Here is a 25082-nt window from a genome sequence, read left to right on the forward strand (position 1 = left end):
AACCGAGGGTGTCGAGTAGGCTCATGACAATCTCTCTGTAGAGGCCGGCGCGACGCTCGTGAAAGCGTGTGCCGGCGGGTAATAAAACGCCGGAAACGCCGCGCGAGCGCGGCACCGACAGTCTTGATATCGGTGCCGCTTACGCCGGCCGGCAGTGCCTGCGGCAGGTAAGCCTGGCCGGAGAAAGCGCCCATATGGCCGCCCGAACGCACGACGAGCCCGCTGTCCTGCACGACGCCGGGGCCGTGTCCGCCGCCGCGCAACTGGCGCGCATTCGTCACGCCCGCCACGTACTGCGGGAAATAGCTGCCGAGCAGATCGGAAAGATCGGGCATTTGCGGCCCGCTCCATGCGAGGCCGAAGACGCTGCCCGCCGTCGAGATGTACTCGCGCACGACGGTGCCGTTGCCGAGCGTGGTCTCGCGCACCGTGTACGACGGGGAGGTGCTGGCGGAAGAAGACGAAGCAGACGCGGCTGACCCAGCCGACGCGCTGCGCGTTACGGCGACACCGGACGGCGCGGGCACCGTCTGGGTCGTAGCGCCGGCGGGCGGCGTCATCGGGCTACCGCCCAGGGCGGCGCTGGCGGGCTGCGAAACGAGCAGGCCCGGCAACGCGCAACACAATCCAAACGCTGAAAAGACAGCGGCACGGCTAAAGCTGATCGACATGGTTTTAATTCCTCCCCCCAATCGACACCGTACAGTGCCAGCAGTTCACGGACCCGGTTGTTCATTCAGGGAAAAACGGCGCGGCTGCACACGCGAGCATCGCTCGCGTCGGACGGCGTCGAGCGCCGCCATGCACCATCAATGCACCATCCTCCCCGGCCGTAGTATGCCAGCGGTTGATGAACGGGAGCGGTGTGCGACCGCACGAACGGGCGTACGGCTATGTAGTCAGCATCGATGCGGAAGGTATCGGCGCGGCGCTCGCGGTTCCGCGCGAGGCCCGAAGCGGACGCCCGGATGGGCGTTCGCGGACAGCATCGAGAGAAAGACTGGGCTCGTATTGAGCCGCAAAGGACGCCGGGAAACGCTTCGAGCGGCGCGGCAAGATTCGCGCCGCCGCAGCGGGCAGGCCGGCTATCTCCGGACCAGCCTCAGAAAAGCCGTGCGCCCTGAAAAAGCAGAACGCCTCAGAAAAAGCCGGGCGCCTTAGAAGCCGAGGCTGGCCAGCAGATCGTCGACCTGGCTCTGATCCTGCAACACGTCGGGCTTGCCTTCCGGGTTGATCTGCGGACCGTTCAACAGGCTCTGCGGGCTCCCCGTCGGCGAGACCGGGTCGTGCTGGGCTTCCGCCACGAGTTGCGCGGCCGTCGCTGCGAACTGCTCGCGCCGCTCGGCCGCGATGTTGTCGATCAGCACGCCGAGAAGCTGTTGCTCGATCAGGTACACGACGTCCGTGATCTTCTTGATGACCTGGCCCGTCAGATCCTGGAAGTCCTGCGCCAGCATGATCTCGAGTAGCTGAGCGTTGGTCGCCGACGTGATTTCGGGCACGCCGCGCAGAAACGCGCGCGTGTCGTTCATCAGCGCGCGCACTTCCTCGCGCTCGATGGGCGCCGAGAACCACTGCTCCCAGCGCGCGTCGAGAGCGGCCGCGTCCTGCTGCAACTGCTCCTGCATCGGCTTCGCGACTTCGATCGACGACAGCACGCGCTCGGCCGCCTGTTCGGTCATCGTCGCGATGTATTTCAGACGGTCGCGAGCGTCCGGCACCGCTTCCGCCGCGCGCTCGACGTGCTTGTCGATCCCCAGCTCGCGCATCGAATCGCGCAGCGTGCGCGTGAGCTGTCCGATGCGTGCAAGGATGCGGTCGGTCGCGAGGTCGGTGCCGTCTTCCCTGGCGCCTTGCTCGTTGATCGATGGGTTCACATCAGCTCCCGGCTTTCGCCATCTTCTCGAGGATCTTGTTGAGCTTCTCGTCGAGCGTCGCGGCCGTGAACGGCTTCACGACATAGCCGCTCGCGCCCGCCTGAGCGGCAGCGATGATGTTTTCCTTCTTCGATTCGGCCGTGACCATCAGCACGGGCAGATGCGCGAGCGATGCGTCGGCGCGGATTTCCTTGAGCATCGCGAGGCCGTCGAGATTCGGCATGTTCCAGTCCGAAATCACGAACTCGTAGCCGCCGCTGCGCAGACGCGCGAGGCCCGCTGCGCCGTCTTCCGCTTCGTCGACGTTCGAGTAGCCCAGCTCCTTCAACAGATTGCGGACGATCCGGCGCATCGTCGGAAAGTCGTCCACAACCAGAATCTTCATTCCCTTATCCATGTCCTGTTCCCTTTTTCAATCCAGATGGTGCGGTCACTGGCCCATCTCAATCATTTGGCCGAGGCCGCATCATACGCGCTGAACGCGATCACCCATTGCAGCAAGACGCGCCATCACGCGCCGGCTCATTTCCGACAGCGGCGCGATCTCGTCCGCGGCGCCCATCGCGATCGCTTCGCGCGGCATGCCGAACACGATGCAGCTCGCTTCGTCCTGCGCGAGCGTGTACGCGCCCGCCTTGCGCATGTCGAGCAGTCCCGCCGCGCCGTCGCGCCCCATGCCCGTCAGAATCACGCCGACGGCGTTCTTCCCGGCATGCAGCGCGGCCGAGCGGAACAGCACATCGACAGACGGACGATGCCGGTTCACGGGCGGGTCGTCTGAAAGATGCGCGATATAGTTCGCGCCGCTGCGGGCCAGCAGCAGGTGAGCGTGGCCGGGCGCGATGTACGCATGCCCCGGCAGCACGCGTTCGCCGTGCTCAGCCTCTTTAACGGTAATCCGGCACAAACCATTAAGGCGTTGCGCGAAAGATTTTGTAAATCCGGGCGGCATGTGCTGCGCGATCAGCACGGCGGGCGCATCGGGGGGCAGCGGCATCAGCACTTCGCGGATCGCTTCCGTGCCGCCCGTCGACGCGCCGACGATAATCAGCTTTTCCGTCGATACGAGCGGGTTGTTGAAGAGCGGCGCGTGCGTCGCGGCGGCCGCAGCGGCTTGACCGGCTGCGGGCGCGTGAGGGGCGGGCGCGGCCTGGCGCACGCGCGCGCGGGCAGCGGCGCGCACCTTGTCGGCGAGCTTTTCCGCGTATTCGAGCATGCCGTCGCGAATGCCGACGCGCGGCTTCGTGACGAAATCGACGGCGCCCAGTTCGAGCGCGCGCAGCGTGATTTCCGAGCCGCGCTCCGTCAGCGACGACACCATCACGACAGGCATCGGACGCAGCCGCATCAGCTTTTCGAGGAAGTCGAGGCCGTCCATGCGCGGCATTTCGACGTCGAGCGTCAGCACGTCCGGGTTGTGCTGCTTGATCAGCTCGCGCGCGACGAGCGGATCGGGCGCGGTGGCGACGACCGTCATGTCGGGCTGGCTGTTGATGATTTCCGTCATCAGACTGCGAATCAGCGCCGAATCGTCGACGCACAGTACCTTGATCTTTTGCACAGCGCTCACGCCTCCTCTACCGTCCTGGCGTTGTTTGATTGGGTCGGGCGCGCGGACGCGCCGAATAATTCGATGCGCGACTTCGCGCCGGCCGGGCGCGCCGCGCCCGCGTTGGAGCCTGCCGCCGGATTCGCCGACGGGTTGGCCCCAGCCGATGCGTTCGCGCCGAATAGCTCGATGCGCGGCTTGCCCGCAGCAGGCGCCGCGAACAGTTCGACGCGCGCGCGCGCCTTTGCGAGCCGCTCGGCGCGCGCTTCGGCAGATTGCCGCGCGAGCGCCTGCTCGCGTTCGGCGACGCCGGCTTCCTGTTGCAGCCGCAGCTTCTTGACCATCACCTGGCCCGTGCGCGGCATGAACGCGACTTTGCGCGGATGGTTGCCTTCGAGGTCTTCGGCGACAATGGGAATCTTTTCAAGCGCGAGATAGCGGCGCACGAATGCAGAGTTGCGGTCGCCGATGTTCATCGTCGTCATGCCCGCGAGCACGGCTGCGCCGCCGAACACCTTCGCCTCGAAACGCTCGCGGCGGCCGCCGGCCTTGATCAGTTCGTTGATCAGCACTTCCATCGCGTAGGCGCCGTAGCGCATCGAGTCGGAAGCGGCCTGCGCGACGTCTGCGCCGTCGTCGGGCAGCATGAAGTGATTCATCCCGCCGATCCCCGCCGTGCGATCCTGAATGCACGCCGCCACGCACGAGCCGAGCACCGTGACGAGCACCATGTCCTCGTTCGTCGTGTAGAACTCGTTCGGCAGCAGCTTGACGCCGGGGCGCTTGAAGTGATTGTCGAAATAGAGATTCGTTGCGATCGGCAGGGTGCTGCTCATGCGGGCACCCCGCTCGTCGCGCCGTGGCTCGCCGCACGATGAGCCGTGCGCGCCGCGCCTGCATCGCGGGTCAGTTCGTAGACGGTTTGCCCGCGCAGACGGAACGCCTGCGTGACATACGTGAAGTTCTCCGAGTGGCCGGCGAACAGGAGGCCGCCCGGCTTCACGAGCGGCTCGAAGCGCGAGAGCACCTGCCCTTGCGTCGGCTTGTCGAAATAGATCATCACGTTGCGGCAGAAGATCGCGTCGAACTGCGTGTTGAGCCGGTAGTCGCGCTCGGTCAGATTCAGTTGCTCGAAGCGGATCATCGCGCGCAGCTCGGGACGCACCTTCACCATGCCCGCATGCGCGCCCGTGCCCTTCAGGAAAAAGCGCTTGAGCCGCTCCTGCGACAGATGCTTGACCTGGTCGAACTGATACATGCCCGCCTCGCCTTTGGCGAGCACCTGCGTGTCGATGTCGGTGGCGAGCACGCTCGCCTGGCGCGCGGCCTGTTCGCCGAGCGCTTCGATCAGCGTCATCGCGATCGAATAAGGCTCTTCGCCCGTCGATGCCGCCGAGCACCAGACCGACACGGGCACCGGCCGGCGCGCGACGAAGTCGGCGAGAATCGGAAAGTGATGGGCTTCGCGAAAAAACGCAGTGAGGTTCGTCGTGAGCGCGTTCGTGAACGCTTCCCACTCGGCGGGATCGTTGTCCGATTCGAGGAGATCGAGATATTGACGAAACGAGTCGATCCCGCGCGCGCGCAGACGCCGCGCGAGACGGCTATACGCCATGTCGCGCTTGTGATCCGACAGCGAAATGCCCGCGCTGCGGTGAATCAGCTCACGAATGCGAGCGAAATCCGCCGACGTGAATTCGAAATCGCGAGCCTGTTCGCCGGGCTTCGTCGGCTCTGCCCGTTCAGGGCGTGGTTGCGCGCGCGTTGCCATCATGATGTTTTCCGTCTGCCACAGCGAGCGCCGCACCGCCCGTCGATCCTGCCGTTGCCGCTGTTGCGTTCAATGTTGCCTGCGTTGTCGCCGGCACTGCGTGATGTGCCGGCAGTCTGGTCTATCCATGTGTCGTTCGTCAGAACGTTTCCCAATCGGCGTCGGACGTGGAGGCTGCGCTCGCCGTCTGACGCGCGGCCGGTTCCGCCGACGTCGACGATGTCTTTCTGACGGCCGGCTCGACGCGCGACGGCGCGGGCGCTGCCGCTTCCGTCTTCGCGACGGCTGGCTGCGCGGGCTTCGCCGCCTGTGCAACGGCTGCCTTCACACGGCTCTTCGCTGCATTCGCGGACGGCGTCGCCGTCGCGCGCGCTGCTTGCGCGCCGTTCACGCGCCAGTGCCCGATTGCCGTCTGCAACGAGCGCGTCTGCTCTTCCAGCGACGCCGCCGCTGCCGCCGCCTGCTCGACGAGCGCCGCGTTCTGCTGCGTCACTGCGTCCATCTGAACGACGGCGCGGTTGACCTGCTCGATGCCGCCCGATTGCTCTTCCGATGCCGCGCTGATCTCGCCCATGATGTCCGTCACGCGGCGCACGGCCTGCACGATTTCGTCCATCGTCGTGCCCGCGCGGCCGACGAGCGCCGAGCCGCTCTGCACCTTGTCGGCCGAGTCGCCGATCAACTCCTTGATTTCCTTCGCCGCGCTCGCGCTGCGTTGCGCGAGGCTGCGCACTTCGCCTGCGACGACCGCGAAGCCGCGGCCCTGCTCGCCCGCGCGCGCCGCTTCGACGGCCGCGTTCAGCGCAAGAATGTTCGTCTGGAACGCAATGCCTTCGATCACGCTGATGATGTCGACGACCTTGTTCGAGCTGCTCGCGATGTCCTGCATCGTGCTGACGACCTGGCTCACCACTTCGCCGCCGCGCGTCGCGATGTCCGATGCGTTCACGGCAAGCTGGCTCGCCTGGCGCGCGTTTTCGGCGTTCTGGCGCACGGTGCCCGTCAGTTGCTCCATGCTCGATGCCGTTTCCTGCAGCGAGGCCGCCTGCTGTTCCGTGCGCTGCGACAGATCGGTGTTGCCCATCGAGATTTCGCGCGCGCCCGTGTCGATCGACTCGACGCTCGCGTGCATCGACTTGAGCATCGCCGACAGGCTTTCCTGCATCTGGCCGACGGCCCGGAAGAGGCGGCCAATTTCATTCGTGCCCGACGTGTTCACATGCTGCGTCAGGTCGCCCTTCGAAATGCGCTCGAAGCACGCGATCGCATCGTTCAGCGGTTGCACGATCATGCCGCGCAGCGCGAAGCGGATGCCGATCACCATCACCACGGCGAGCACCACGACGCCGATGATCAGCGCGCGCATCGTCGCGATCTGCTCGGCGGTGCTCGCCTGCTGTTGGTCGGCGTGCGCCTGCAAGGCCTTGACCATCGGGCTGGCCGCGTCGTCATACGCGACGAACATCGGGCTGATCTTCGTGTCGGCGATCGCGTGATAGCCGGACAGGTCGCTTGTGCGCAGCGCTGCCAGTTCCGGCGTCACGCCGTCATTCATCAGCGACGCGCGCTTCGCGACCACGGCGTCGACCAGCGATTGGTCAATGCCCTTCTTCGGGGTATTCAGGAACGCCTGCCAGTTTTCGTTCGATTTGCCGAGCAGGAAGGCCGCACGATCGATAGTCTGCTTCGATTGCTCGATCTCGCCCGCCGCCGTCAGCGCGTTGACGCGGTCGAATGTGACGCGCGCGCGCAGCAGGTACGACGACGAATCGTTCAGCGTGCGGATCGCCACGATGTCGCCGTGCGCCATGCTTTCCAGCGCGTCGCCCGAGTGGCTCAGCGCCGTCAGCCCAAGCGCCCCGACGATCACTGTCAGCGCAACGAGAATGATCCCCACGACGGTCAGCGTCGTCCGGATCGACCATCTGCTCAGCATTTTCTGCTCCCTGATTTTGCTGTACCGGTAGCGCTCTCGCGCCTGCTCCGGTCCCATGCACGGTTGTCGCTCCCGTGCATGGCTGTCGTTCCTGCTGCGTTCCTGCGGCTCGCGCGATTAGCCGAGCGATTCGATCAATGCCATTTCCCGGCTGGTCATCAGCTTTTCGATGTCCATCAGGATCAGCATGCGGCCATCGACAGTGCCGAGGCCCGTCAGATATTCCGCCGTCAGCGTCGCGCCGAATTCCGGCGCGGGCATGATCTGGTCGTTGGCGAGCGTCAGCACGTCGGAGACGCCGTCCACGACCATGCCGACCACGCGGCCCGCGACGTTCAGAATGATCACGACGGTCTGATGGTCGTACTCGACTCGGCCGAGGTGAAACTTGATGCGCATGTCGACGATCGGCACGATGATGCCGCGCAGATTGATCACGCCCTTGATGAAATCCGGCGCGTTCGCGATGCGTGTCACGCTGTCGTAGCCGCGGATTTCCTGCACCTTCAGGATGTCGATGCCGTACTCTTCGGCGCCGAGCGTGAAGATCAGGAACTCCTGACCGCCCGCGTCGGCCTGCGCGTCGCGGCGGCCGTTCGAGCCGGCCACGCCGCTCGAATTGATGGATTGGACTTCTGCCACGTTAGCCCCCAAAAAACGGTTGCGATGAGTTGAATGTCAGGCGAACGCCAGCGACGCGCCGTGCGACGCCCGCGATTCGCGATTGAGTGCCGCCACGTCGACGATCAGCGCAACGCTGCCGTCGCCGAGAATCGTCGCCGCGGAAATGCCGTGTACCTTGCGGTAATTCGTTTCGAGGTTCTTCACCACCACCTGTTGCTGGCCGACCAGTTCGTCGATCAGCATCGCGAACCGGCGTCCTTCCGTCTGCATGATGGTGACGATGCCCTGCGTCGGATCGGTGCGCGCGTCGTCGACCGAGAACACTTCGTGCAGCGCGACGAGCGGCAGGTATTCGCCCCGCACGCGCACGACGCGTTCGCCGTTCGCCACGGTGTAGATGTCGTCGGCGCGCGGTTGCAGCGACTCCATCACGAAGTTCAGCGGCAGAATGAAAATCTCGCTGCCCACCTTCACCGACATGCCGTCGAGAATCGCCAGCGTGAGCGGCAACACGATGCGCGTCGTGCTGCCCTTGCCGGCGTGCGACGTGATTTCGACGTGGCCGCCCATCGACTGGATGTTGCGCTTCACCACGTCCATGCCGACGCCGCGGCCCGACACGTCCGTCACCTGCTCGGCCGTCGAGAAGCCCGGCAGGAAGATCAGGTTCCAGACTTCTTCGTCGGTCATCGTGTCGCTGACGGCCATGCCCTGCTTGGCGGCCTTCGCGAGAATCTTGTCGCGGCGCAGGCCCGCGCCGTCGTCGCTCACTTCGATCACGATGTTGCCGCCGTGATGCGCCGCCGACAGCACGAGCTGGCCCGTCGAATCCTTGCCTGCCGCCTTGCGCGCCTCGACCGTTTCGATGCCGTGGTCGAGACTGTTGCGCACGAGGTGCGTGAGCGGATCGATGATGCGCTCGATCAGGCTCTTGTCGAGTTCGGTCGCCTGACCGAAGGTGACGAGTTCGACCTGCTTGCCGAGCTTCGCCGCCAGATCGCGCACGAGACGCGGGAAGCGGCTGAAGACGTAATCCATCGGCATCATGCGGATCGACATCACGGCTTCCTGGAGATCGCGTGCGTTGCGCTCCAGTTGCGCCATGCCGTTGAAGAGGCGATCGTGCAGCGCCGGGTCGAACGTGCTGGTGGTTTCCGCGAGCATCGCCTGCGTGATCACCAGTTCGCCGACAAGATTGATCAGCTGGTCGACCTTCTCGACGCCGACGCGGATCGAGCTGCCTTCGCCTGCATTCGCGGCAGCCGCCGGACGCGCCTTGCGATCGCCTTCGGCCGATGCGTGCGCGGCCTTCGAGGCGGCCGCTGCGGGCTGCTGCGCCTCCGCAGCAGGTGTAACGATTGCGGCTGCGGCAGACTGAACGGCCTGCTGCACAACCGGTTGAGCGGCGGGCTGCGCAGCCACGGCAGGCGCCGCCACTGCTGCGACGGCCGGCTGCACGACTGCGGCAGGCGCCCCCGCGCCGCCGCTCGCCATGCCCCCCGCAGATGCCTGCGCAACCGGCGCGGCTTCGGGCGCGTGAGACGCGTCCTGTTCCGCATCGGTAGCTGGCGCCGCGCCGCGGCCGATTTCGATCTGACTTTCGTCGATCACGAAACAGCACACGGCGACAATGTCGTCGGACGACACATCGGATTCCAGCCACAACGTGATGTCGCCGCCTGTCTTCACCTGTCCGACGATTCGGCCCAGGTTGCCCAACTCTTCGGTCAGGAGTGCCTGGTCCTTTTCCCCAACGCCCCGTAGCGTAATTTTCAGATGGGGTTCTGCGACCGCATCGGATGGCGCAGCGCCGGTCTTTGCCGGTTCGTTGCCTGCCCATTCGCCTGCGGCTTCTACTGCCTGCTCGACCACGTGTTCTGGCGCATGCCCGTTCGCGGCGACTTGCGCGACGGCCGGCGCTGCCGCCGGCGCCGGTGCCGCGGCTTGCGCGGGCGCCTCGCCGCCGCTTTCCGCGTGCAGCCGTTCGAGTTTCGCGCAGATCGCGGCCGCGACGGCCGCATCCGGCTCGGCGCTCGCGCGGTAGTCGGCGAGCTGGCCCGAGAGCACGTCCTTCGTTTCGAGGAACGTGTCGATCATGTCCTTGCGCAGCACGAGTTCGTTGTTGCGCGCGCGGTCCAGCAGCGATTCGAGAATGTGCGTCGTCTCGGTCAGCGCGGTGAAGCCGAACGTCGCCGCGCCGCCCTTGATCGAGTGGGCCGCGCGAAAGATGGCCGCCAGATCCTCGGGATCGGGCTGGCCGACGTCCAGATTCAGGAGCAGTTGCTCCATCTGCGCGAGCAGTTCGTCCGCTTCGTCGAAGAACGTCTGATAGAACTGAGTGATGTCGAGTGTCATGCCTGTGTCACCGCGAAAGTCCTGTCTGGCTTGCTATGCCACTTCTATTTGTCGTTTGCCGCCTGCCCGCCGCCGCGCTCACGCGAGCGCCGCGACCAGCTCGGTCAGCATGTCGGGGTCGAGCGGCTTTTCGATCCAGCCCGTCGCGCCCGCGTCGCGTGCCGCCGCCTTGAACGGTTCGCCGGATTCCGTCGTCAGGACGAGGATCGGCGTCGTACGGTAAGCGGGATTGCCGCGCAGCGCGGCGATCAGGTCGAGCCCGGTTCTGCCCGGCATGTGCTGATCGGTCAGCACGAGATCGAACGGCATCGCCAGCGCGTTTTCGAGCCCTTCCTCGCCGTCGGCCGCGAGCGTCACCTGATAGCCGGCACCCGTCAGCGTCGCGGCAAGGATTTGCCGCATCGCCGCCGAATCGTCGATTGCCAGAATGTGCCTGATCATTCCATCCTCACTGCGCTCACGATGAATCGCGGCTGCGCCGTCCGGGGCGCCTTCGCGATCCGCTGTCCGTCATTGCGTCGCCGTTGCAGGCGCCGCGCCCTTGCCAGTCACGCTTTGCTCGACCACGGTCGCTTCGGCCGCGCTGTTCTCCGCCGCGTCAGGCGCTGTCGTCTGCAGCGACGGCAGCGTCGAAGCGGACTGCGAGCCGGGCTTCGCTCCATTCACACGGGATCGCAACGCGGGTTGCGGCGCGGGTTGCTGCCCTTGTTGCGGAGCGGGCTGCGTGATCTTTTGCAGCAGCGGCTTGCCGGCGCCGGCCGCGTCGTTCGACAAGGTGGTCGACGACGTGTCGTCGTGCATCATGGCTTCTTCCGACCGCTTGTTCAGCACGATGATGCTGATGCGCCGGTTCTCCGGATCAAGCGGATCTGCCTTGTTCAGGTTTTGCGTCGACGCGAGGCCCAGCACGCGCAACACCTTGGTCTCGTCCATGCCGCCCGCGATCAGCTCGCGGCGCGATGCGTTCGCGCGGTCCGCGGACAGCTCCCAGTTGCTATAGCCCTTGTCGCCGCCCGCGTACGGCACGGCGTCGGTGTGGCCCTGCACGACGATGCGGTTGGGCACGTCGTTCAGCGTGTTGCCGATCGCGCGCAGAATGTCGCGCATGTAAGGCTGCACGACGGCCTGCGCGGTCGCGAACATCGGGCGCTTCTGCGTATCGACGATTTCGATGCGCAGCCCTTGCAGCGTCGAGTCGATGCGAATCTGCTGCTTGAACTGGCGCAGCACCGGGTTCGCTTCGATTGCGGCCATCAGCTTCACCTGCAGGTCGTGCAGACGCACCTGCTCGTGGCGCTCGACGGCGCCCTGCAACTGCTGCATCGCCTGGTCGTCGGCGCGCATTGCCGTGTGCTCGGCGCGGTTCGTCGAGCCGTCGCTCTGACGCGTGATGCCGTCCTTGTCCGTCGAAATATCGCGGCCGCTGGCTTTCATCATGCTCGAATCGACGGCGCTGCGGTCGCCGCCCCACAGCGTGATCTTCAGCGGCTGATTGAAGTAGTCGGCAATGCCCTTCAGCTGCACCGTCGATGCCGAGCTGAGCAGCCACATCAGCAGGAAGAAAGCCATCATCGCCGTCATGAAGTCCGCGTAGGCGAGCTTCCATGCGCCGCCGTGATGGCCGCTTCTCTTCGGCGCACCGCGTTTAACAACGATTGCGCGGTCCTTGTCCTTGCTCATTGCCCGATTCCTCGCACGTGTCCGCCGTTACTTCGCCTTCACGCGGCGCACATGCTCTTCCAGCTCCGCGAACGACGGGCGTTCGGTCGAGAACAGCACCTTGCGGCCGAATTCGACGGCGATGGCAGGCGCATAGCCGTTCAGGCTCGCGAGGATCGTGACCTTGATGCACTGGAACATCTTGGTCGACTCCTTGACGCGCTGCTCAGCGACGCTCGCGAGCGGACTGATGAGGCCATACGAAAGCAGAATGCCGAGGAACGTGCCGACCAGCGCCTGCGCGATCATTTCGCCGAGCACGGCGGGCGGCTTGTCGGCGGAGGCCATCGTGTGCACGACGCCCATCACGGCCGCGACGATACCGAACGCGGGCATCGCGTCGCCGACTTTCATCAGCGCGTGCGCGGGTCCTTCGCCTTCCGCGTGATGCGTTTCGATCTCTTCGTCCATCAGGCTTTCGATCTCGAACGCGTTCATGTTGCCGCCGACCATCAGGCGCAGATAGTCCGTCAGGAATTCAACGATGTGATGGTCCGCGAGGATCTTCGGGTACTGCGTGAAAATCGGGCTCTTCTGCGGATCGTCGATATCCGCTTCGAGCGTGAGCGTGCCCTCCTTGCGCGCCTTCGCCAGCAGGACGTAGAGGAGCGCCATCAGCTCCATGTAGACGTCCTTGTTGTACTTGGCGCCCTTGAACAGCGTCGGAATCACGCGCAACGTAGCCTTGATCGTCTTCATCCCGTTGCCGAGGATGAACGCGCCGAGACCCGCTCCAGCGATCATCAGCACTTCGACGGGCTGCAAGAGCGCGCCCAGGTGGCCGCCCTCCAGCGCATACCCGCCGAAGACGGACAACAGCGTAACGAGTGTTCCCACGAAAATCAGCACTGCCGAGCCCTCACGAAAGTCGACGGAGACCGTCGTTATTCAGGTTTACGGCAGACGGCTGGAAAACTTTGGGGGATTGGATTCCGGGGCGGGACGGTGTTAACCAGAGGACGCGCAAGCGCATGCAAATCAGCCGCCGCGGGAGCGTTTAAGCCGCGCGGCGGGTGCTCAAGCGGACGCCTCGGCGCCGCCCGGCAAGGCTTGCGCGGCAGCGCCGGACAGCTTGCCGACGGCCGCTTGCGTTGCGACACCGTGGGCGTCAGCGGCTTTGCGGGTCTTGCCCGCGCGCGACGGCGGCGCACACAGCCCGCATACGAAGCCTCGATGTGGATCATGCGCACGTGCGACGAAATGCCCGCGGCAACGGGTGCAGGACGTCATCTGCAGCATGCGGGAGTCGAAGAAGCGCACCAGCGTCCACGCGCGGGTGAGACTGAGCACCGGCTCGTCGAGGTGCAGCCGCACGTGTTCGAGATACAGCCGGTACGCCTTGACGATCGAGTGAATCGTCTCGCAGCCGCCCCGCTGCGACATGAACCGGTAGATGTTGTAGAACAGCGAAGCGTGGATGTTCGGCTGCCACGTCGTGAACCAGTCCGTCGAGAACGGCAGCATGCCCTTGGGCGGCGACTCGCCCTTCACTTCCTTGTACAGCCTGGTGAGCCGGTCGCGCGACAGCGTCGTTTCCGCTTCGAGCAATTGCAGGCGCGCGCCGAGTTCGATCAGTTCAATCGCCAGGGTGATCTCCCTGACTTCGAGCATCACGCTTTTTTGTGCCATCCGCCTCGCTTCCCGCGTCCGTGGCCCGTTTCGCCTTTTCTGCGCGCGATGCGGCGCTGCGGCGGGAACGGTGAAAGAGCGCCGTCGCCGGCGCGCGTAGGATTGCGTCTGTCTGCGTGTCTGCGGCGCGTGCGCGCCGGGCGGCGTCAGCCGATCTGCTCGACGGGCTGGCCAGCCATCAGGATGGCGGAATGCGCCTGAGCGACGACGCTCGCCTTGCCCTTGTCGGCAAGCGACGAGAGGATCTGGTGATCGTCGAAGCGGAAGCGGCACAGCAGCTGGTTCGACGCAGCCAGTTTGACGGTCTGCGCAAGCGACAGATTGGCGAGCACGTCGGCAAGCTGCTCCGAGATGCCCATGCGGAACATGCCCATTGGCTTGTCTTCGCGCAACAGGCGCTGGGCAAGCAACAGATACGACAAGTTCACTTCCCTAATTTCATTGAGCATGTCGCTTTGAGCGCTCATGAATCCCCCGGTTCGAACTGGCTGGTCAGGCCTATGTAAAACGTTTGCTCGCTCGCGTTAAAAAAATGCGAACGGCACGCTTATGGTCAGCATGCATTTTCTCGAAAGGGCCAACCGACGGGAATCGGACATCCGCCCCAATTGGTTGACGGAAAAATCCAGGATTTCTGTAGGTCTTTTTCCTACAAATTTTCGACGCGGGATCTGAAACGGCATAAAAGCGCATTGAAAGCGCGAGCCGGCTGCACACGAGTGCGTGCATAAGGATTGGGAAGCGGATTATGCGCTCATATTTCAAAGCCGACCAAGCAGTTTTGCGCCGACAGTTCGGCGATGCACAATCAGGTCGGACGAAAGCATGGCGCAACATGCTGCGTCATCTGGCGCAAAGTACGGGGGATATTGTCCGGATGCCGCTCCCGGCGAGCATTCCGGTAGCATCCGTACACTTATTACGCATCATGTTTCGCGCTGTAACAACGTTAAGTGTTTGAAAAATAGCTCGAATTGGCGCGCCCGATCCCGATAATGGGACCTAGGGATAACCCGATTGGGTTTCCTGCCACGGGCGGCGGCACACCGCGCCCAACCGTCCGACAGGCTTCCGCTTTTGCCACACGCCAGGCAGCGCAGCGCGAAGCCCTTTGCAAAAGGAGATCACGCATGCGAATCGCACAAATCGCGCCGTTGTATGAAGCTGTCCCACCGAAACTCTATGGCGGCACAGAACGCGTCGTGTCATATCTGACCGAAGCGCTGGTCGATCTGGGTCACGATGTGACACTTTTCGCGAGCGGCGATTCGGTGACGTCCGCCAAGCTCGAGGCCGCGTGGCCGCGCGCGCTGCGTCTGGACCCCACGATCCGCGACGCGCTCGCGCCGCACATGCTGTTGCTGGAGCGGGTGCGCAAGATCGCGCACGAGTTCGACGTGCTGCACTTTCACCTCGACTATCTGCCGTTCCCGCTCTTTTCGACGCTGGACACGCCGTTCGTGACGACGCTGCACGGCCGTCTGGATCTGCCGGAACTGCAGCCGGTGTTCGACACGTTCACGGACGCGCCCGTGATCTCGATTTCGGATTCGCAGCGTCTGCCGCTGCAGCAGGCGAACTGGCTCAACACGATCTATCACGGCCTGCCGGAACAGTTGCTCACGCCGCAAAGCCACAAGAAGCCGGAATACCTGGCGTTCCTCGGCCGGATCTGTCCGGAAAAGCGCGTCGATACAGCCATCAAGATCGCTGCACAAAGTGGTTTGCCGCTGAAGATCGCCGCCAAGGTGGACAAGGTCGACCAAGACTACTTCAAGCGGGAAATCGAACCGCTGCTGTCGCAGGCGCATGTCGAGTTCATCGGCGAAATCAACGAGGCGCAGAAGCCGGAGTTCCTGTCGGGCGCGAAGGCGCTGCTGTTCCCGATCGACTGGTCGGAGCCGTTCGGCCTGGTGATGATCGAGTCGATGGCCTGCGGTACACCCGTAATCGCGTTCAACCGCGGCTCGGTGCCCGAAGTGATCGACCACGGCGTGACGGGCTTCATCTGCGAGGACGTGCAAGGTGCCGTCGCGGCGCTGCAGCGGATCGATGAGCTGTCGCGCACTGAAATCCGATCGCAGTTCGAACGCCGCTTCAGCTCGAAGATCATGGCGCAGAACTATGTCGACAGCTACACGGCGCTTCTCGAAGCAACGCGCCGCCCGATGCTGCGTCGCGTGGCGGTGGGCTGATCGTTATCGGTCAAGTCTGCCGGAAGGCGTAATCGACACGTAAATTATTCAGGTCAATCGTTTGCGCGACCGTTCAGCCTTCCATTCGAATTGCTTCCAGAAAAAAGCCGCCTCACCGGGCGGCTTTTTTTATACCAGTCGATCCAGACAGAACCAGTAGTGGAAACGCTTTCTCAAATGCGTTTTAACGCAGTCTGATTGATCACCTTCAAGCGGCTTTCATCATCCGACTGATTACGCCTCGCCGATCAGAAAGCGCTCGCGATTTTTCCCGGCAATCCATTTGGGCGGCTTTCCCCGGCCGCTCCACGTGCTCCCAGACTTCGGATCCTGATACTTGGCAGGCAGCGGCGCCTTCTTGGGCGGGCGCCCGCGGCGGGCCGCCTCCACAAAACCGAGGTCATTGGCGCTCAGTCCGTATTCCGCGATTTTCTGACGGATCTCGGCAATTACATTGCCGACTTCATGACGGCGCGCTTCGTCGGCTTCTGCCTGCAAGCGAGCGATTTGCGCCTTGAGATCTGCGTATTGCGACATTTGGGCTCCCCTCTTTTTTCTAAAGTGGTTAGCAGGGAGATTAGCCGGTGCAAACGAAATTCGCAATGGAGATGAATGCGTCTATCAAAAGTTTTCGTCTGAGTAATTTATTAAATCCGGTTGAATCGTTCAAAGAGCCAGTGTTTTTTCACGAAATAATTCCGCGTTCGTGAATGACAATTCTTGACAGTCCCTTTTCTCAACGGTGCTTAGAATTTCCGCTCGCGAGCGCCTCTCGCGCGTGCTTCCCTTTCTTTAATTCCCCGCACTTATTAGGATTACACACGATGAATCTCTTCAAGCGCCTAGCGGCGGAGCTGTTCGGCACCTTTTGGCTCGTTCTCGGCGGCTGTGGTAGCGCCGTCCTCGCAGCTAACTTCGCGGGTCCTGTTCACGGCCTCGGCATTGGTTTCGTGGGCGTCTCACTGGCGTTCGGCCTGACCGTTCTGACGATGGCTTATGCCATTGGCCATGTTTCCGGTTGTCATCTGAATCCCGCGGTGAGCGTCGGACTGATGGTCGCCGGCCGCTTTCCGGCACGCGACCTCGTGCCCTACGTCGTTGCGCAGGTGCTCGGCGCGGTGCTAGGCGCCTACGTACTGTCGGTCATCGCTTCGGGCAACGCGGACTTCCATCTGATCTCCAGCGGTTTCGCGAGCAACGGCTACGGCGAGCGCTCGCCCGGCCACTACGCGATGCCGGCTGCATTCGTCTGCGAAACGGTGATGACGGCGTTTTTCCTTTTCGTCATTCTCGGTTCCACCGACAAGCGCGCGCCCGCGGGCTTCGCGCCTATCGCGATCGGCTTGTGCCTGACGCTGATTCACCTCATCTCGATTCCCGTCACCAATACGTCGGTGAATCCGGCGCGCTCGACGGGGCCGGCGCTTTTCGTCGGCGGCGCTGCCATCGACCAGCTGTGGCTTTTCTGGGTCGCGCCGATTGTCGGCGCCGTGATCGCGGGCATCGTGTATCCGCTCGTCGCGGGCGACGCCCGGCAATCCGCAGACGCGCAAGGTGCGCGCGTCACGGCCTGACGCCCGTTAATCCGTCTAATAGAAAACGGAGCGCTGCGGCGCTCCGTTTTTATTAGCGGGCGAGACCCGCTGCATTAATAGATGGTTCAAATGTAAGGCCGGTTTACGGTCGCATCTACTGCATGGGTATCAGCGATTCGGCTGAGGGATGATCCCGCCTGTTTCGGCCCGCGAGGACTGCGCCGGCATGGGGCGCTGCCGGCCGCATGTCGGCATCGGCGAGCCTTACGTTGGGAAAGCTTTCGCGGTGCGCATTGCACGCTTTCACTTCGTAACAACCTGTCGCAGTCCTGCCCACCGGCGACGCGTAGATTGAACCCGTACGGCAAACACGCCGCATTCACAGGAGAAGCGAAATGAAGCGCATCGTCACTCAAGTGCTCGTCGCAGTTGGCGTCGCCGCTGGCGCATGCGGTGTCGCACAGGCGCACTCGAATCTGAGCATCGGCTTGTCGCTCGGCGCGCCCGCTCCGGCGTACGTAGCACCGGCGCCGGTGTACGCGGCTCCGCAACCGGTTTATTACGGCAACCGCTACTGGGGCGACCACCGCTACGACGGCTATCGACACGACCGCGACTGGAATCGCGGTCGCGGCTGGGATCACGACAACCGTTGGAATGACAACCACGGCAACCACTGGAACGAGAACGGCCGCGGTTGGGGGTATCACGATTAAGGCGTCGGCGAGGCCGTGATCGAGGGATCGAGGCAATTGAGAAAGTCGATGTCGGCAACTCGGGCGCACTCAAACGCCGATTCCTCGACGACTTGCATGGCGCGCGTCCCGTCATGGGCCGCGCGCCGTGTGAATCGGATGCGTCGCGAGCTTACGCAGTCAGCTCATCATCGAGTTCGAAGAGCTTGCGAAGGTGATGCGCAACGCCCGCTTCGAAGTTGTTGCCGATGCGCGGCACATTCGGCAGACGCGCAATCAGATCGGGATTCGCATTGTTCATCATGAACGGATGGCCGGCCGTTTCGAGCATGTCGATGTCGTTCATGTTGTCGCCGAACGCCACGCACTTGGCCGCCGACACATTCAGCCGGTCGAGCACGACCTGCAACGCGCGCCCCTTCGACACGTTTGCCGTCATCACCTCGAGACAATCCGGCAGCGAGTAAGTGACGTACAGCGCCTCGCCGAATGTACGCTGAAGATTCGCCGCCACCACGGCGAGATCGTTCGGGTCGCCGATATAGAGCGCCTTCGCGATGTCGGCGCCGTCGTGCTGCTGGAGGTCGATCACGTTATAAGTGAAGCCCGAGTCCTGGTGGTAGCGCAGCAGGTGCGGCGCATCGCGGTCGATCAGCCATTCCCGGTCGGCGAACAGGTTGACGATCACGCGCCCATGCTCACCCGCGATCTCCGGCTTCACCAGTTGCTGGACGACGTCCGGATGAAGATCGTCGGCGAAGATCATTTCATCGTCGGGCGCATGAACGCGCGCACCGTTCGATGTGATCAGGTATGGGCGGATGCCCAGCACGTCACGAATGCCAGCGACGTCGCAATAGTGGCGCCCGGTAGCGATCACGATGGGCACGCCTTGGGATTCGAGCGCGCGCATTGTGCTGATCGTAAAGGGATCGACCTGATGGTTGCTGTTCAGCAGCGTTCCATCGAGGTCACTGGCGATGACTTTGTACATGGGATGGCGGGCGGCGTCTGAAAGGATCTATTTTATCGCCTCCAGGCGCGCGCCCTTCCGTTCACGGCTTGCAACCGAGGCGCTCGTCCGGCTTCGAAGCGCTTACCCAGCGCCCATTCGCGCGACCTCGCTCTTAGCGAGTTGCAGCGCGCCGTGTGCCGAGTCCGAAATGGGCTCGCGCAGACGCTCGTGGAACGGCGCCGGCACATACTCGCTCAATGGCTTGCCGAGCCCGCCGCACAGCGCGACGGGCAACGCTCCTGACGGGTCGAGCGCGGCAATCATCTTGGCGATCTCCTCGCCGGCTTGCTGGAGCAGACGCGCCGCAAACGGGTGCTCGCGATGCGCGACCACTACGGGCGCGAGGCTCGCATAGGCGGTCTGATTCGCGTCGCACAACCATACGACGAGTCCATCCCGATCCGTTGCACCGACATGCTCGACCAGCGCTTTCGAGAACTTGTCGGCGGGAACGCGGCCGTCCAGCGCCTGCTGTGCATGCACGATCGCGCGCAAGCCGAGCCATGCGCCGCTGGCTTCATCGGCCGACGGATAGCCGTAGCCGCTGACCATACGGCTTGCGCCGCTATGATCGAGCACGGCAGCCACACTGCCCGTCCCCAGCGCGACGATCACGCCCGGCTCGCCGCCATGCGCGCCAAGCAGTGTCGTGTAGGCATCGCTTTCGATTGCGATTCCGGCCAACGCGGGCGCCTTCGCACGAAACGCAGCCAGCCAGTCCCGGTTGTTGACGCCTGCAAGGCCGCAACCGAGCCCGCAGCATGACCAGTCTGCGGCGATGCCGGCGCGCTCGAACGCCTGCGCGCTCGCCGCAAGGATCGCTTCCCATGCGCGCTCGACGCCCAACCCGAGCCCCGACGGCCCGGCGGTGCCTTGCGCGAGTTCGTGGCCTGCGGCGTTTGCCAGCACGACGCGCGTGCCGGTGCCGCCACCGTCGACGCCGATCAGATAGAGATCTTGATTCATCGATATGCTCAGTAATGTGCTAAGTGACGTATTAGGGCATAGCGTGGCAGGTCCGCCCGCTCGCGACAATTAGCCGAACGGCCAGGTTGCGGCCGCATTCCGTTCCGCTATGCTGGCGTGGCCTGATCGACGGGCAATCAACCAACACGCAGGAGCCTGAACGTGGCTGAGCAGCGATGCAACTGGGCGACGAGCGAAGCGCTCGCACACTATCACGACACCGAGTGGGGCGTCCCCTCGCGCGATGACCAGCACCTGTTCGAAATGCTGGTGCTTGAAGGCGCGCAGGCCGGGCTATCGTGGTCGACGATATTGAACAAGCGCGACGGATACCGCCGCGCATTCTCCAACTTCGAGATCGACACGGTCGCTCGCTTCTCGAAGCAAAAGCTCGACGCGCTCGTGCTGGATGAAAGCATCGTGCGACATCGCGGCAAGATCGAATCGGCGGTGACGAATGCAAAGGCCGTCAAGCAGATCCAGGCGGAGCATGGTTCTTTCGCGGATTTCGTGTGGTCGTTCGTCGACAACACGCCGATCCAGAATACGTGGACGACATACAAGCACGCGCCTGCGTCGACGGAAGTGTCGGATGCGCTCAGCAAAGCGCTGAAACGCTACGGCTGCAAATTTGTCGGCACGACCATCTGCTACGCGTTCATGCAAGCAGTGGGCATGGTCAACGACCATCAGATCGACTGCGCCTGCCACATGCGATGCGCGACGCTCGACAAGAAAGGGCGCAAGAAAATTTCGAAGTGATGTATCCGGCGCCGGTCTCATGAAGAGGCCGGCACGCTTTCATGTCGCGCCGTTGCAACGCAGGGCGCAATGTCCATCGGTACGGGCCACGGTAAACGGCCCGTTTTTCCGCCGTCTTTCCGATAAGTCAAACAACGACACGACCCCAAAATAAAAACGGCGGTGTGGCTTCTTTCGAAGCTCACACCGCCGTTTGGCGTGCTTTCGCGTGCCGGAAGGAAGCGTGCTTAGTGCAGCTTCTTCGGCAGCATCTGGCTGCGCAGGCGCTTGTGCAGGCGCTTCACTGCAGCGGCCTTCTTGCGCTTACGTGCCGTCGTCGGCTTTTCGTACGACTGGCGCTCACGCAGTTCTGCGATCAGGCCATTTTTTTCGATTGCGCGGCGGAAGCGGCGGATTGCCACTTCGAACGGCTCATTTTCTTTCAGAAGAATCGTCGTCATGTAATTCCTAAATACGCTTGATACGGTTAATGGCGTGGCGGTTAGCCCACTCACACGCCGGCCCTCCGGTCGTTCCAGACTCTGGCGAAGCACAACTGAAACGAGAGGCAAAGCGGCCACGGAGGCCGGAAAAGAGAGGTGGGAGTTCACCGCGAAACGCAGGCAGCGCACGTTGCGGCGCCGCGCCTAGCTAGCGTTTCGCCACCAGCAACCCATGACGAAACGAGCAAAGATCTCAATTCACTCTCGATGATATCAGGAATTGATCCCGCCGGCCAGGATTTCTTGATTCTGGTCAGGCACTTGGTTGGCGCGCCTGTGCCACCGGGAGGCGCGCATCACGTCCGTTGATTGGCATTAAAAAAGTGCCAGACCTGCGGTTGACGCACTCGGGCGTCGCACAGAGAGTCTCCGCCGTCCGGCCGTCCATTCTGCGTTCGTCCGCGTCGCAAATCGAGCCGACGATCAATGCCATTATCTCAAGAGGCCCCTGCAACCGTTCAGCACAGATCTCCGACGGCGTCGCTAAAGTTTGCCAGCGTCGCGCCGTCAACCAAAGGGAAGGCGGTCGACGCGGCCCGAATGTGGCGCGAAACCTCGCGACAGCGCGACGCCGAAGGAGCCCAGCCTCCAACCGGAACCGACATGACGATCGAAACGCTCACCCGTGCCGTGCAGTTGACACACGAAATTCACGATGCAGTTAGCCAGCGCGACTGGCTGCGCGCGGAGTCGCTCGTCTCGGAACGCTCACCGCTGCTGATGTCGCTGACGCAGGAACAGCCACCGCAGGCGCTCGCGCTGATTCGTGAAATCCAGACTCTGGACGAGCAAATCAGCGATGCTGCTCGCGTCGGCCTCGATACGCTGACGCAGGAAAACGCGAAGGCGCGACAACGTATTCAGTCGGTCCGCGAATATCACACCGTCGGCATGCTATAAGCGCTCGTTCGCGAGAAGCGATCCCCGCAAGACGCGGCGCGGATGCGCACGTCGACAGAACGTCGACGGTCGCCAAAAATTAGCCAGCCGGCATCGATTTCGTGCGCGACGAATTGCGTAATCGGATGGAACGCAAATACTCCGCGTCCGTCGGAAGAGCATCTATCCCACCACCACCTGTCCAGCAGCCGGCACCATCGTGCGGCAACCGGCTCATTCCCGCTTCACCCGCTTGCAAATAGCCGACATCGGCAGCGGCCCGATGATGTTCAGCGCTCCTGCGGCGTGTGAAGCAGAAGCAACTGTGCGCCACCCGCAATCCGCTCTGCAAAAGCCACCGGACCCACGCAACTGTGATCGCGGAACGGCCGGCCACAAGCTCACTGGTCGTCACACTTCACCGTGCATCTTTCCTCGAAACCATCAAGAAAGTCCGCACGGATCGCGCGAACTTTCCACAGCCCCCCGGTCGCTTTGATCAGCCATTCGCCAGGGCTTGTGCACGCATACGCATCGATGGCTCCCTAAAGTTTTTTTCTGCACCGCCGTCAACCAGGACAGGCGGCGCCATTCGCAAACGCAGCGCGACGCCGGTAGCCAAAACCAGTCATCCCCTGGCGCTTAGCATACGAGGACGCAAAAATGCTGAACATCAACACCAACATCATGTCGCTGACCGCGCAGCAGAACCTGTCGGGTTCGCAAAGCGCGCTGTCGCAAGCCATCAACCGCCTGTCGTCGGGCAAGCGCATCAACACGGCAGCTGACGATGCCGCAGGCAATGCAATCGCTACGTCGCAAACGGCATCGATCAACGCGCTGAACCAAGGCGTTGCGAACGCGAACGACGCGATCTCGATGGTGCAGACCGCCAACGGCGCGCTGAGCTCGACGATCGACAACCTGCAACGTATCCGCCAGCTGGCAGTTGAAGCAGGCGACGGCTCGCTCGACTCGAGCGCACTGACCGACCTCCAGGCGGAAGTTACGACGCGTCTGCAGGAAATCACGCGTATCGCTGGTCAGACGACGTTCAACGGCCTGCACATCCTGTCGAGCGCAGGCACGGTCAACTTCCAGGTCGGCGCATTCTCGGGCCAGACGGTTGGCATCAACTTCGGCGCTTCGGTGTTCGACGCAACCGGCCTGAGCGTCAGCGGCGTCAACATCAGCACGAGCGCAGGCGCGCAATCGGCACTGTCGCAGATCGACGCGGCACTCGCAGCGATCAACACGTACCAAGCAGCACTCGGCGCACAGCAGAACACGCTGTCGGCTACGGTGACGAGCACGCAAACGGAATCGACCAACATGAGCGCCGCACGCTCGCAGATCACCGACGCTGACTTCGCGCAGGAAACGGCGAACCTGAGCAAGGCGCAAGTGCTGCAGCAAGCTGGTATCTCGGTGCTGTCGCAAGCGAACTCGCTGCCGCAGCAGATCCTGAAGCTCCTGCAGTAATCGCGTGAGCTGCGCGCGTGCCGCATTGCACCGCGCAGCGCGATTCAATGCATCGATACCGACAGGAAGGCTCGCCTTCCTGTCGGTGTTTCAGCCGATACCGTCCTGCCCGACATAGCCGAGCGGAGCTACCAACATGACGACCACCACCACGAGCACGACTTCCACGACGACAACCGATCTGTCTTCCCAACTGGCGGCGGCGGCGCAGTCGATCATCAGCGGCGCGACCAATTCGACGATGGACGTCAATTCGCTCGTTCAGACGCTCGTGGCGGCGAAGACGGCTGGTCAAAGCGCAATCATCACCAACAAGCAGACGTCGGACAATACCGAGCTTTCGGCAGTCGGTCAGATCAAGTCGGCGCTCTCTTCTCTCGACACTGCGCTCGCGGGTTTCCTGAACGGGACCGCGCTCGCGCAGATGCAAGCAGTCGTCACCAGCACTGGCGTGACGGCAACCACCAGCACGGGCGCCGTCGCGGGCACCTATTCGGTCGCCGTCACGAACGTGGCGACGTCCAGCACCGCGCGCCTGAACCCGATCGCATCGGGAGCCACGTTCAGCGCCGACACGCTCAGCATCACGGTCGGCTCGGGCGCGGCAACCAGCGTCACGATCAAGCAAGGGGCGTCGCTGTCCGACGTGGCCAGCGCGATCAACAAGGCCAACGCCGGTGTATCCGCGACGGTCGTCACGGCCACCGACTCGTCGGGCAACGTCAATCAGTACCTCACGCTCACCTCGACGCAGACCGGCTCGAACACCGCGATTTCCATTTCCGATTCGGGCGGCGCCAATCCAGCACTCGCGTCGGTTCAGTCGAGCACGCCCGGCGCGAACGCGAACGTCAGCATCAACGGCATTGCGACGACCAGCGCGAGTAACACCCTGACCAATGTACTGAGCGGCGTCACGCTGGATATTTCGGGCGCAGCGGCGAATAGCACGCAAACGCTCACCGTGTCGTCCGATACATCGGCATCGGCCACCGCAATCCAGAGCTTCGTCACCGCGTACAACAACTATGTGACGACCGCCAGCAAGCTCTCGTCGTACGATTCGAGCACCTCGACTGCCGGTCCGCTGCTCGGCGATTCGATGACGAACGGCATCACGAACGGTCTGGCCTCGCTGGTCAGCGCAGGTGTCGCGAGCGGCGGCACGACCTACAGCCTCGCATCGATCGGCCTGAACCTGCAGCCGGACGGAACACTGTCGGTGGACAGCACCGCGCTGCAAACCGCCCTGACGTCGAACCCCACGGCCGTGAACGCGATCTTCAACAGCGGCACCGGGATCGGCGCGAAGCTGGACACGTTCATGTCGTCGTACATTCAGACGAGCGGCATCATCGATCAGCGCACGCAGGCGCTGAACCAGGACCTGAGCAGCCTGCAGGACCAGGCGACGCAACTGACCGATTATTCGAACCAGCTGACAGCGCAATACACCGCACAGTTCAGCGCGCTGAACACGCTGATGGCGCAGATGCAGAACAATACGAACTATCTGACGCAGCTGTTCGGTGGCAAGAACAGCGCCGGCGCGCTCGCGACCAACAAGTAATTGGACGGCCGCACAGCTGTGCACGCATGACGCTGCAAAAA

General features: G+C 63.4%; 23 protein-coding genes and 2 pseudogenes. 7 read left to right on the forward strand and 18 right to left on the reverse strand.

The annotated features are described in order from the left end of the window. Nucleotides 1-122: 122 nt before the first annotated feature. The 14 genes and pseudogenes from AABE10_RS21505 to flhD all read right to left on the reverse strand — a co-directional run. Nucleotides 123-671: pseudogene (locus AABE10_RS21505) on the reverse strand (DUF2844 domain-containing protein); the annotation flags it as partial. A gap of 486 nt (nt 672-1157) precedes the next feature. After that, a complete protein-coding gene (gene cheZ, locus AABE10_RS21510; protein ID WP_342935281.1) occupies nt 1158-1877 on the reverse strand; it encodes a protein phosphatase CheZ in 720 nt (239 codons plus the stop codon). Between the two features lies 1 nt (nt 1878). Continuing rightward, on the reverse strand, nt 1879-2274 hold the full coding sequence (gene cheY, locus AABE10_RS21515) for a chemotaxis response regulator CheY (RefSeq protein WP_342935282.1): 396 nt from the start codon (nt 2272-2274) through the stop codon (nt 1879-1881). Nucleotides 2275-2343: 69 nt separating this feature from the next. Then, nucleotides 2344-3438: a chemotaxis response regulator protein-glutamate methylesterase gene (locus tag AABE10_RS21520; RefSeq protein ID WP_342935603.1), complete on the reverse strand. Its 1095-nt coding sequence runs from the start codon at nt 3436-3438 to the stop codon at nt 2344-2346. A 5-nt stretch (nt 3439-3443) separates the two neighbouring features. Next, nucleotides 3444-4262 carry a chemoreceptor glutamine deamidase CheD gene (gene cheD, locus AABE10_RS21525; protein WP_342935283.1) on the reverse strand — a complete coding sequence of 273 codons (819 nt, stop codon included), beginning with the start codon at nt 4260-4262 and terminating at the stop codon, nt 3444-3446. Beyond that, nucleotides 4259-5200: a CheR family methyltransferase gene (locus tag AABE10_RS21530; RefSeq protein ID WP_342935284.1), complete on the reverse strand. Its 942-nt coding sequence runs from the start codon at nt 5198-5200 to the stop codon at nt 4259-4261. The genes cheD and AABE10_RS21530 overlap by 4 nt, the downstream gene beginning before the upstream one ends. Before the next feature lie 136 nt (nt 5201-5336). Then, the gene (locus AABE10_RS21535) at nt 5337-7133 is read right to left on the reverse strand and encodes a methyl-accepting chemotaxis protein (RefSeq protein WP_342935285.1); all 1797 of its coding nucleotides are present in this window, start codon (nt 7131-7133) and stop codon (nt 5337-5339) included. Between the two features lie 117 nt (nt 7134-7250). Continuing rightward, a complete protein-coding gene (locus AABE10_RS21540; protein ID WP_342935286.1) occupies nt 7251-7775 on the reverse strand; it encodes a chemotaxis protein CheW in 525 nt (174 codons plus the stop codon). 36 nt (nt 7776-7811) lie between these two features. Continuing rightward, nucleotides 7812-10112: a chemotaxis protein CheA gene (gene cheA, locus AABE10_RS21545; RefSeq protein ID WP_342935287.1), complete on the reverse strand. Its 2301-nt coding sequence runs from the start codon at nt 10110-10112 to the stop codon at nt 7812-7814. 78 nt (nt 10113-10190) lie between these two features. Then, a complete protein-coding gene (locus AABE10_RS21550) occupies nt 10191-10553 on the reverse strand; it encodes a response regulator (protein ID WP_342935288.1) in 363 nt (120 codons plus the stop codon). 237 nt (nt 10554-10790) lie between these two features. Beyond that, nucleotides 10791-11792: pseudogene (gene motB, locus AABE10_RS21555) on the reverse strand (flagellar motor protein MotB); the annotation flags it as partial. Nucleotides 11793-11819: 27 nt separating this feature from the next. Continuing rightward, nucleotides 11820-12680 carry a flagellar motor stator protein MotA gene (gene motA / locus AABE10_RS21560; RefSeq protein WP_342935290.1) on the reverse strand — a complete coding sequence of 287 codons (861 nt, stop codon included), beginning with the start codon at nt 12678-12680 and terminating at the stop codon, nt 11820-11822. 168 nt (nt 12681-12848) lie between these two features. Further along, on the reverse strand, nt 12849-13460 hold the full coding sequence (gene flhC, locus AABE10_RS21565) for a flagellar transcriptional regulator FlhC (RefSeq protein ID WP_342935291.1): 612 nt from the start codon (nt 13458-13460) through the stop codon (nt 12849-12851). Between the two features lie 146 nt (nt 13461-13606). Next, entirely contained in the window at nt 13607-13927 is a 321-nt protein-coding gene (flhD, locus tag AABE10_RS21570; protein WP_087736326.1) for a flagellar transcriptional regulator FlhD, read from the reverse strand. A 663-nt stretch (nt 13928-14590) separates the two neighbouring features. Here flhD and AABE10_RS21575 point away from each other — a divergent pair. After that, nucleotides 14591-15655 carry a glycosyltransferase family 4 protein gene (locus tag AABE10_RS21575; protein WP_342935292.1) on the forward strand — a complete coding sequence of 355 codons (1065 nt, stop codon included), beginning with the start codon at nt 14591-14593 and terminating at the stop codon, nt 15653-15655. Between the two features lie 234 nt (nt 15656-15889). Here the strand turns inward: AABE10_RS21575 and AABE10_RS21580 are convergent, their stop codons facing one another. Beyond that, entirely contained in the window at nt 15890-16192 is a 303-nt protein-coding gene (locus AABE10_RS21580; RefSeq protein WP_090870554.1) for an H-NS family nucleoid-associated regulatory protein, read from the reverse strand. Nucleotides 16193-16479: 287 nt separating this feature from the next. Between AABE10_RS21580 and aqpZ the strand changes: the two genes are divergently transcribed. Beyond that, a complete protein-coding gene (gene aqpZ / locus AABE10_RS21585) occupies nt 16480-17229 on the forward strand; it encodes an aquaporin Z (RefSeq protein WP_342935293.1) in 750 nt (249 codons plus the stop codon). 356 nt (nt 17230-17585) lie between these two features. Continuing rightward, nucleotides 17586-17906: a hypothetical protein gene (locus tag AABE10_RS21590; protein WP_342935294.1), complete on the forward strand. Its 321-nt coding sequence runs from the start codon at nt 17586-17588 to the stop codon at nt 17904-17906. A 151-nt stretch (nt 17907-18057) separates the two neighbouring features. Here the strand turns inward: AABE10_RS21590 and AABE10_RS21595 are convergent, their stop codons facing one another. Both AABE10_RS21595 and AABE10_RS21600 read right to left on the reverse strand, forming a co-directional pair. Further along, nucleotides 18058-18879 (reverse strand): Cof-type HAD-IIB family hydrolase, encoded by an 822-nt coding sequence (locus tag AABE10_RS21595; protein ID WP_342935295.1) that lies wholly within the window; start codon nt 18877-18879, stop codon nt 18058-18060. 102 nt (nt 18880-18981) lie between these two features. Next, nucleotides 18982-19866 (reverse strand): BadF/BadG/BcrA/BcrD ATPase family protein, encoded by an 885-nt coding sequence (locus tag AABE10_RS21600; RefSeq protein WP_342935296.1) that lies wholly within the window; start codon nt 19864-19866, stop codon nt 18982-18984. A 162-nt stretch (nt 19867-20028) separates the two neighbouring features. Here AABE10_RS21600 and AABE10_RS21605 point away from each other — a divergent pair, with 162 nt between their 5' ends. Further along, complete coding sequence (locus AABE10_RS21605; RefSeq protein ID WP_342935297.1) at nt 20029-20628, forward strand: DNA-3-methyladenine glycosylase I; 600 nt, start codon at nt 20029-20031, stop codon at nt 20626-20628. A gap of 227 nt (nt 20629-20855) precedes the next feature. Here AABE10_RS21605 and rpsU read toward each other — a convergent pair whose 3' ends face one another. After that, complete coding sequence (rpsU, locus tag AABE10_RS21610) at nt 20856-21068, reverse strand: 30S ribosomal protein S21 (protein ID WP_006050883.1); 213 nt, start codon at nt 21066-21068, stop codon at nt 20856-20858. 645 nt (nt 21069-21713) lie between these two features. Here rpsU and fliT point away from each other — a divergent pair. From fliT to fliD, 3 genes are all read left to right on the forward strand, one after another. Then, on the forward strand, nt 21714-22010 hold the full coding sequence (gene fliT / locus AABE10_RS21615) for a flagellar protein FliT (RefSeq protein WP_342935298.1): 297 nt from the start codon (nt 21714-21716) through the stop codon (nt 22008-22010). 642 nt (nt 22011-22652) lie between these two features. After that, complete coding sequence (locus AABE10_RS21620; protein WP_342935299.1) at nt 22653-23471, forward strand: flagellin domain-containing protein; 819 nt, start codon at nt 22653-22655, stop codon at nt 23469-23471. A 136-nt stretch (nt 23472-23607) separates the two neighbouring features. Next, nucleotides 23608-25041 (forward strand): flagellar filament capping protein FliD, encoded by a 1434-nt coding sequence (gene fliD / locus AABE10_RS21625; protein ID WP_342935300.1) that lies wholly within the window; start codon nt 23608-23610, stop codon nt 25039-25041. Nucleotides 25042-25082 lie beyond the last annotated feature (41 nt).

The sequence above is a fragment of the Paraburkholderia diazotrophica genome, from assembly GCF_038900755.1.
Classification (GTDB): domain Bacteria; phylum Pseudomonadota; class Gammaproteobacteria; order Burkholderiales; family Burkholderiaceae; genus Paraburkholderia; species Paraburkholderia diazotrophica_A.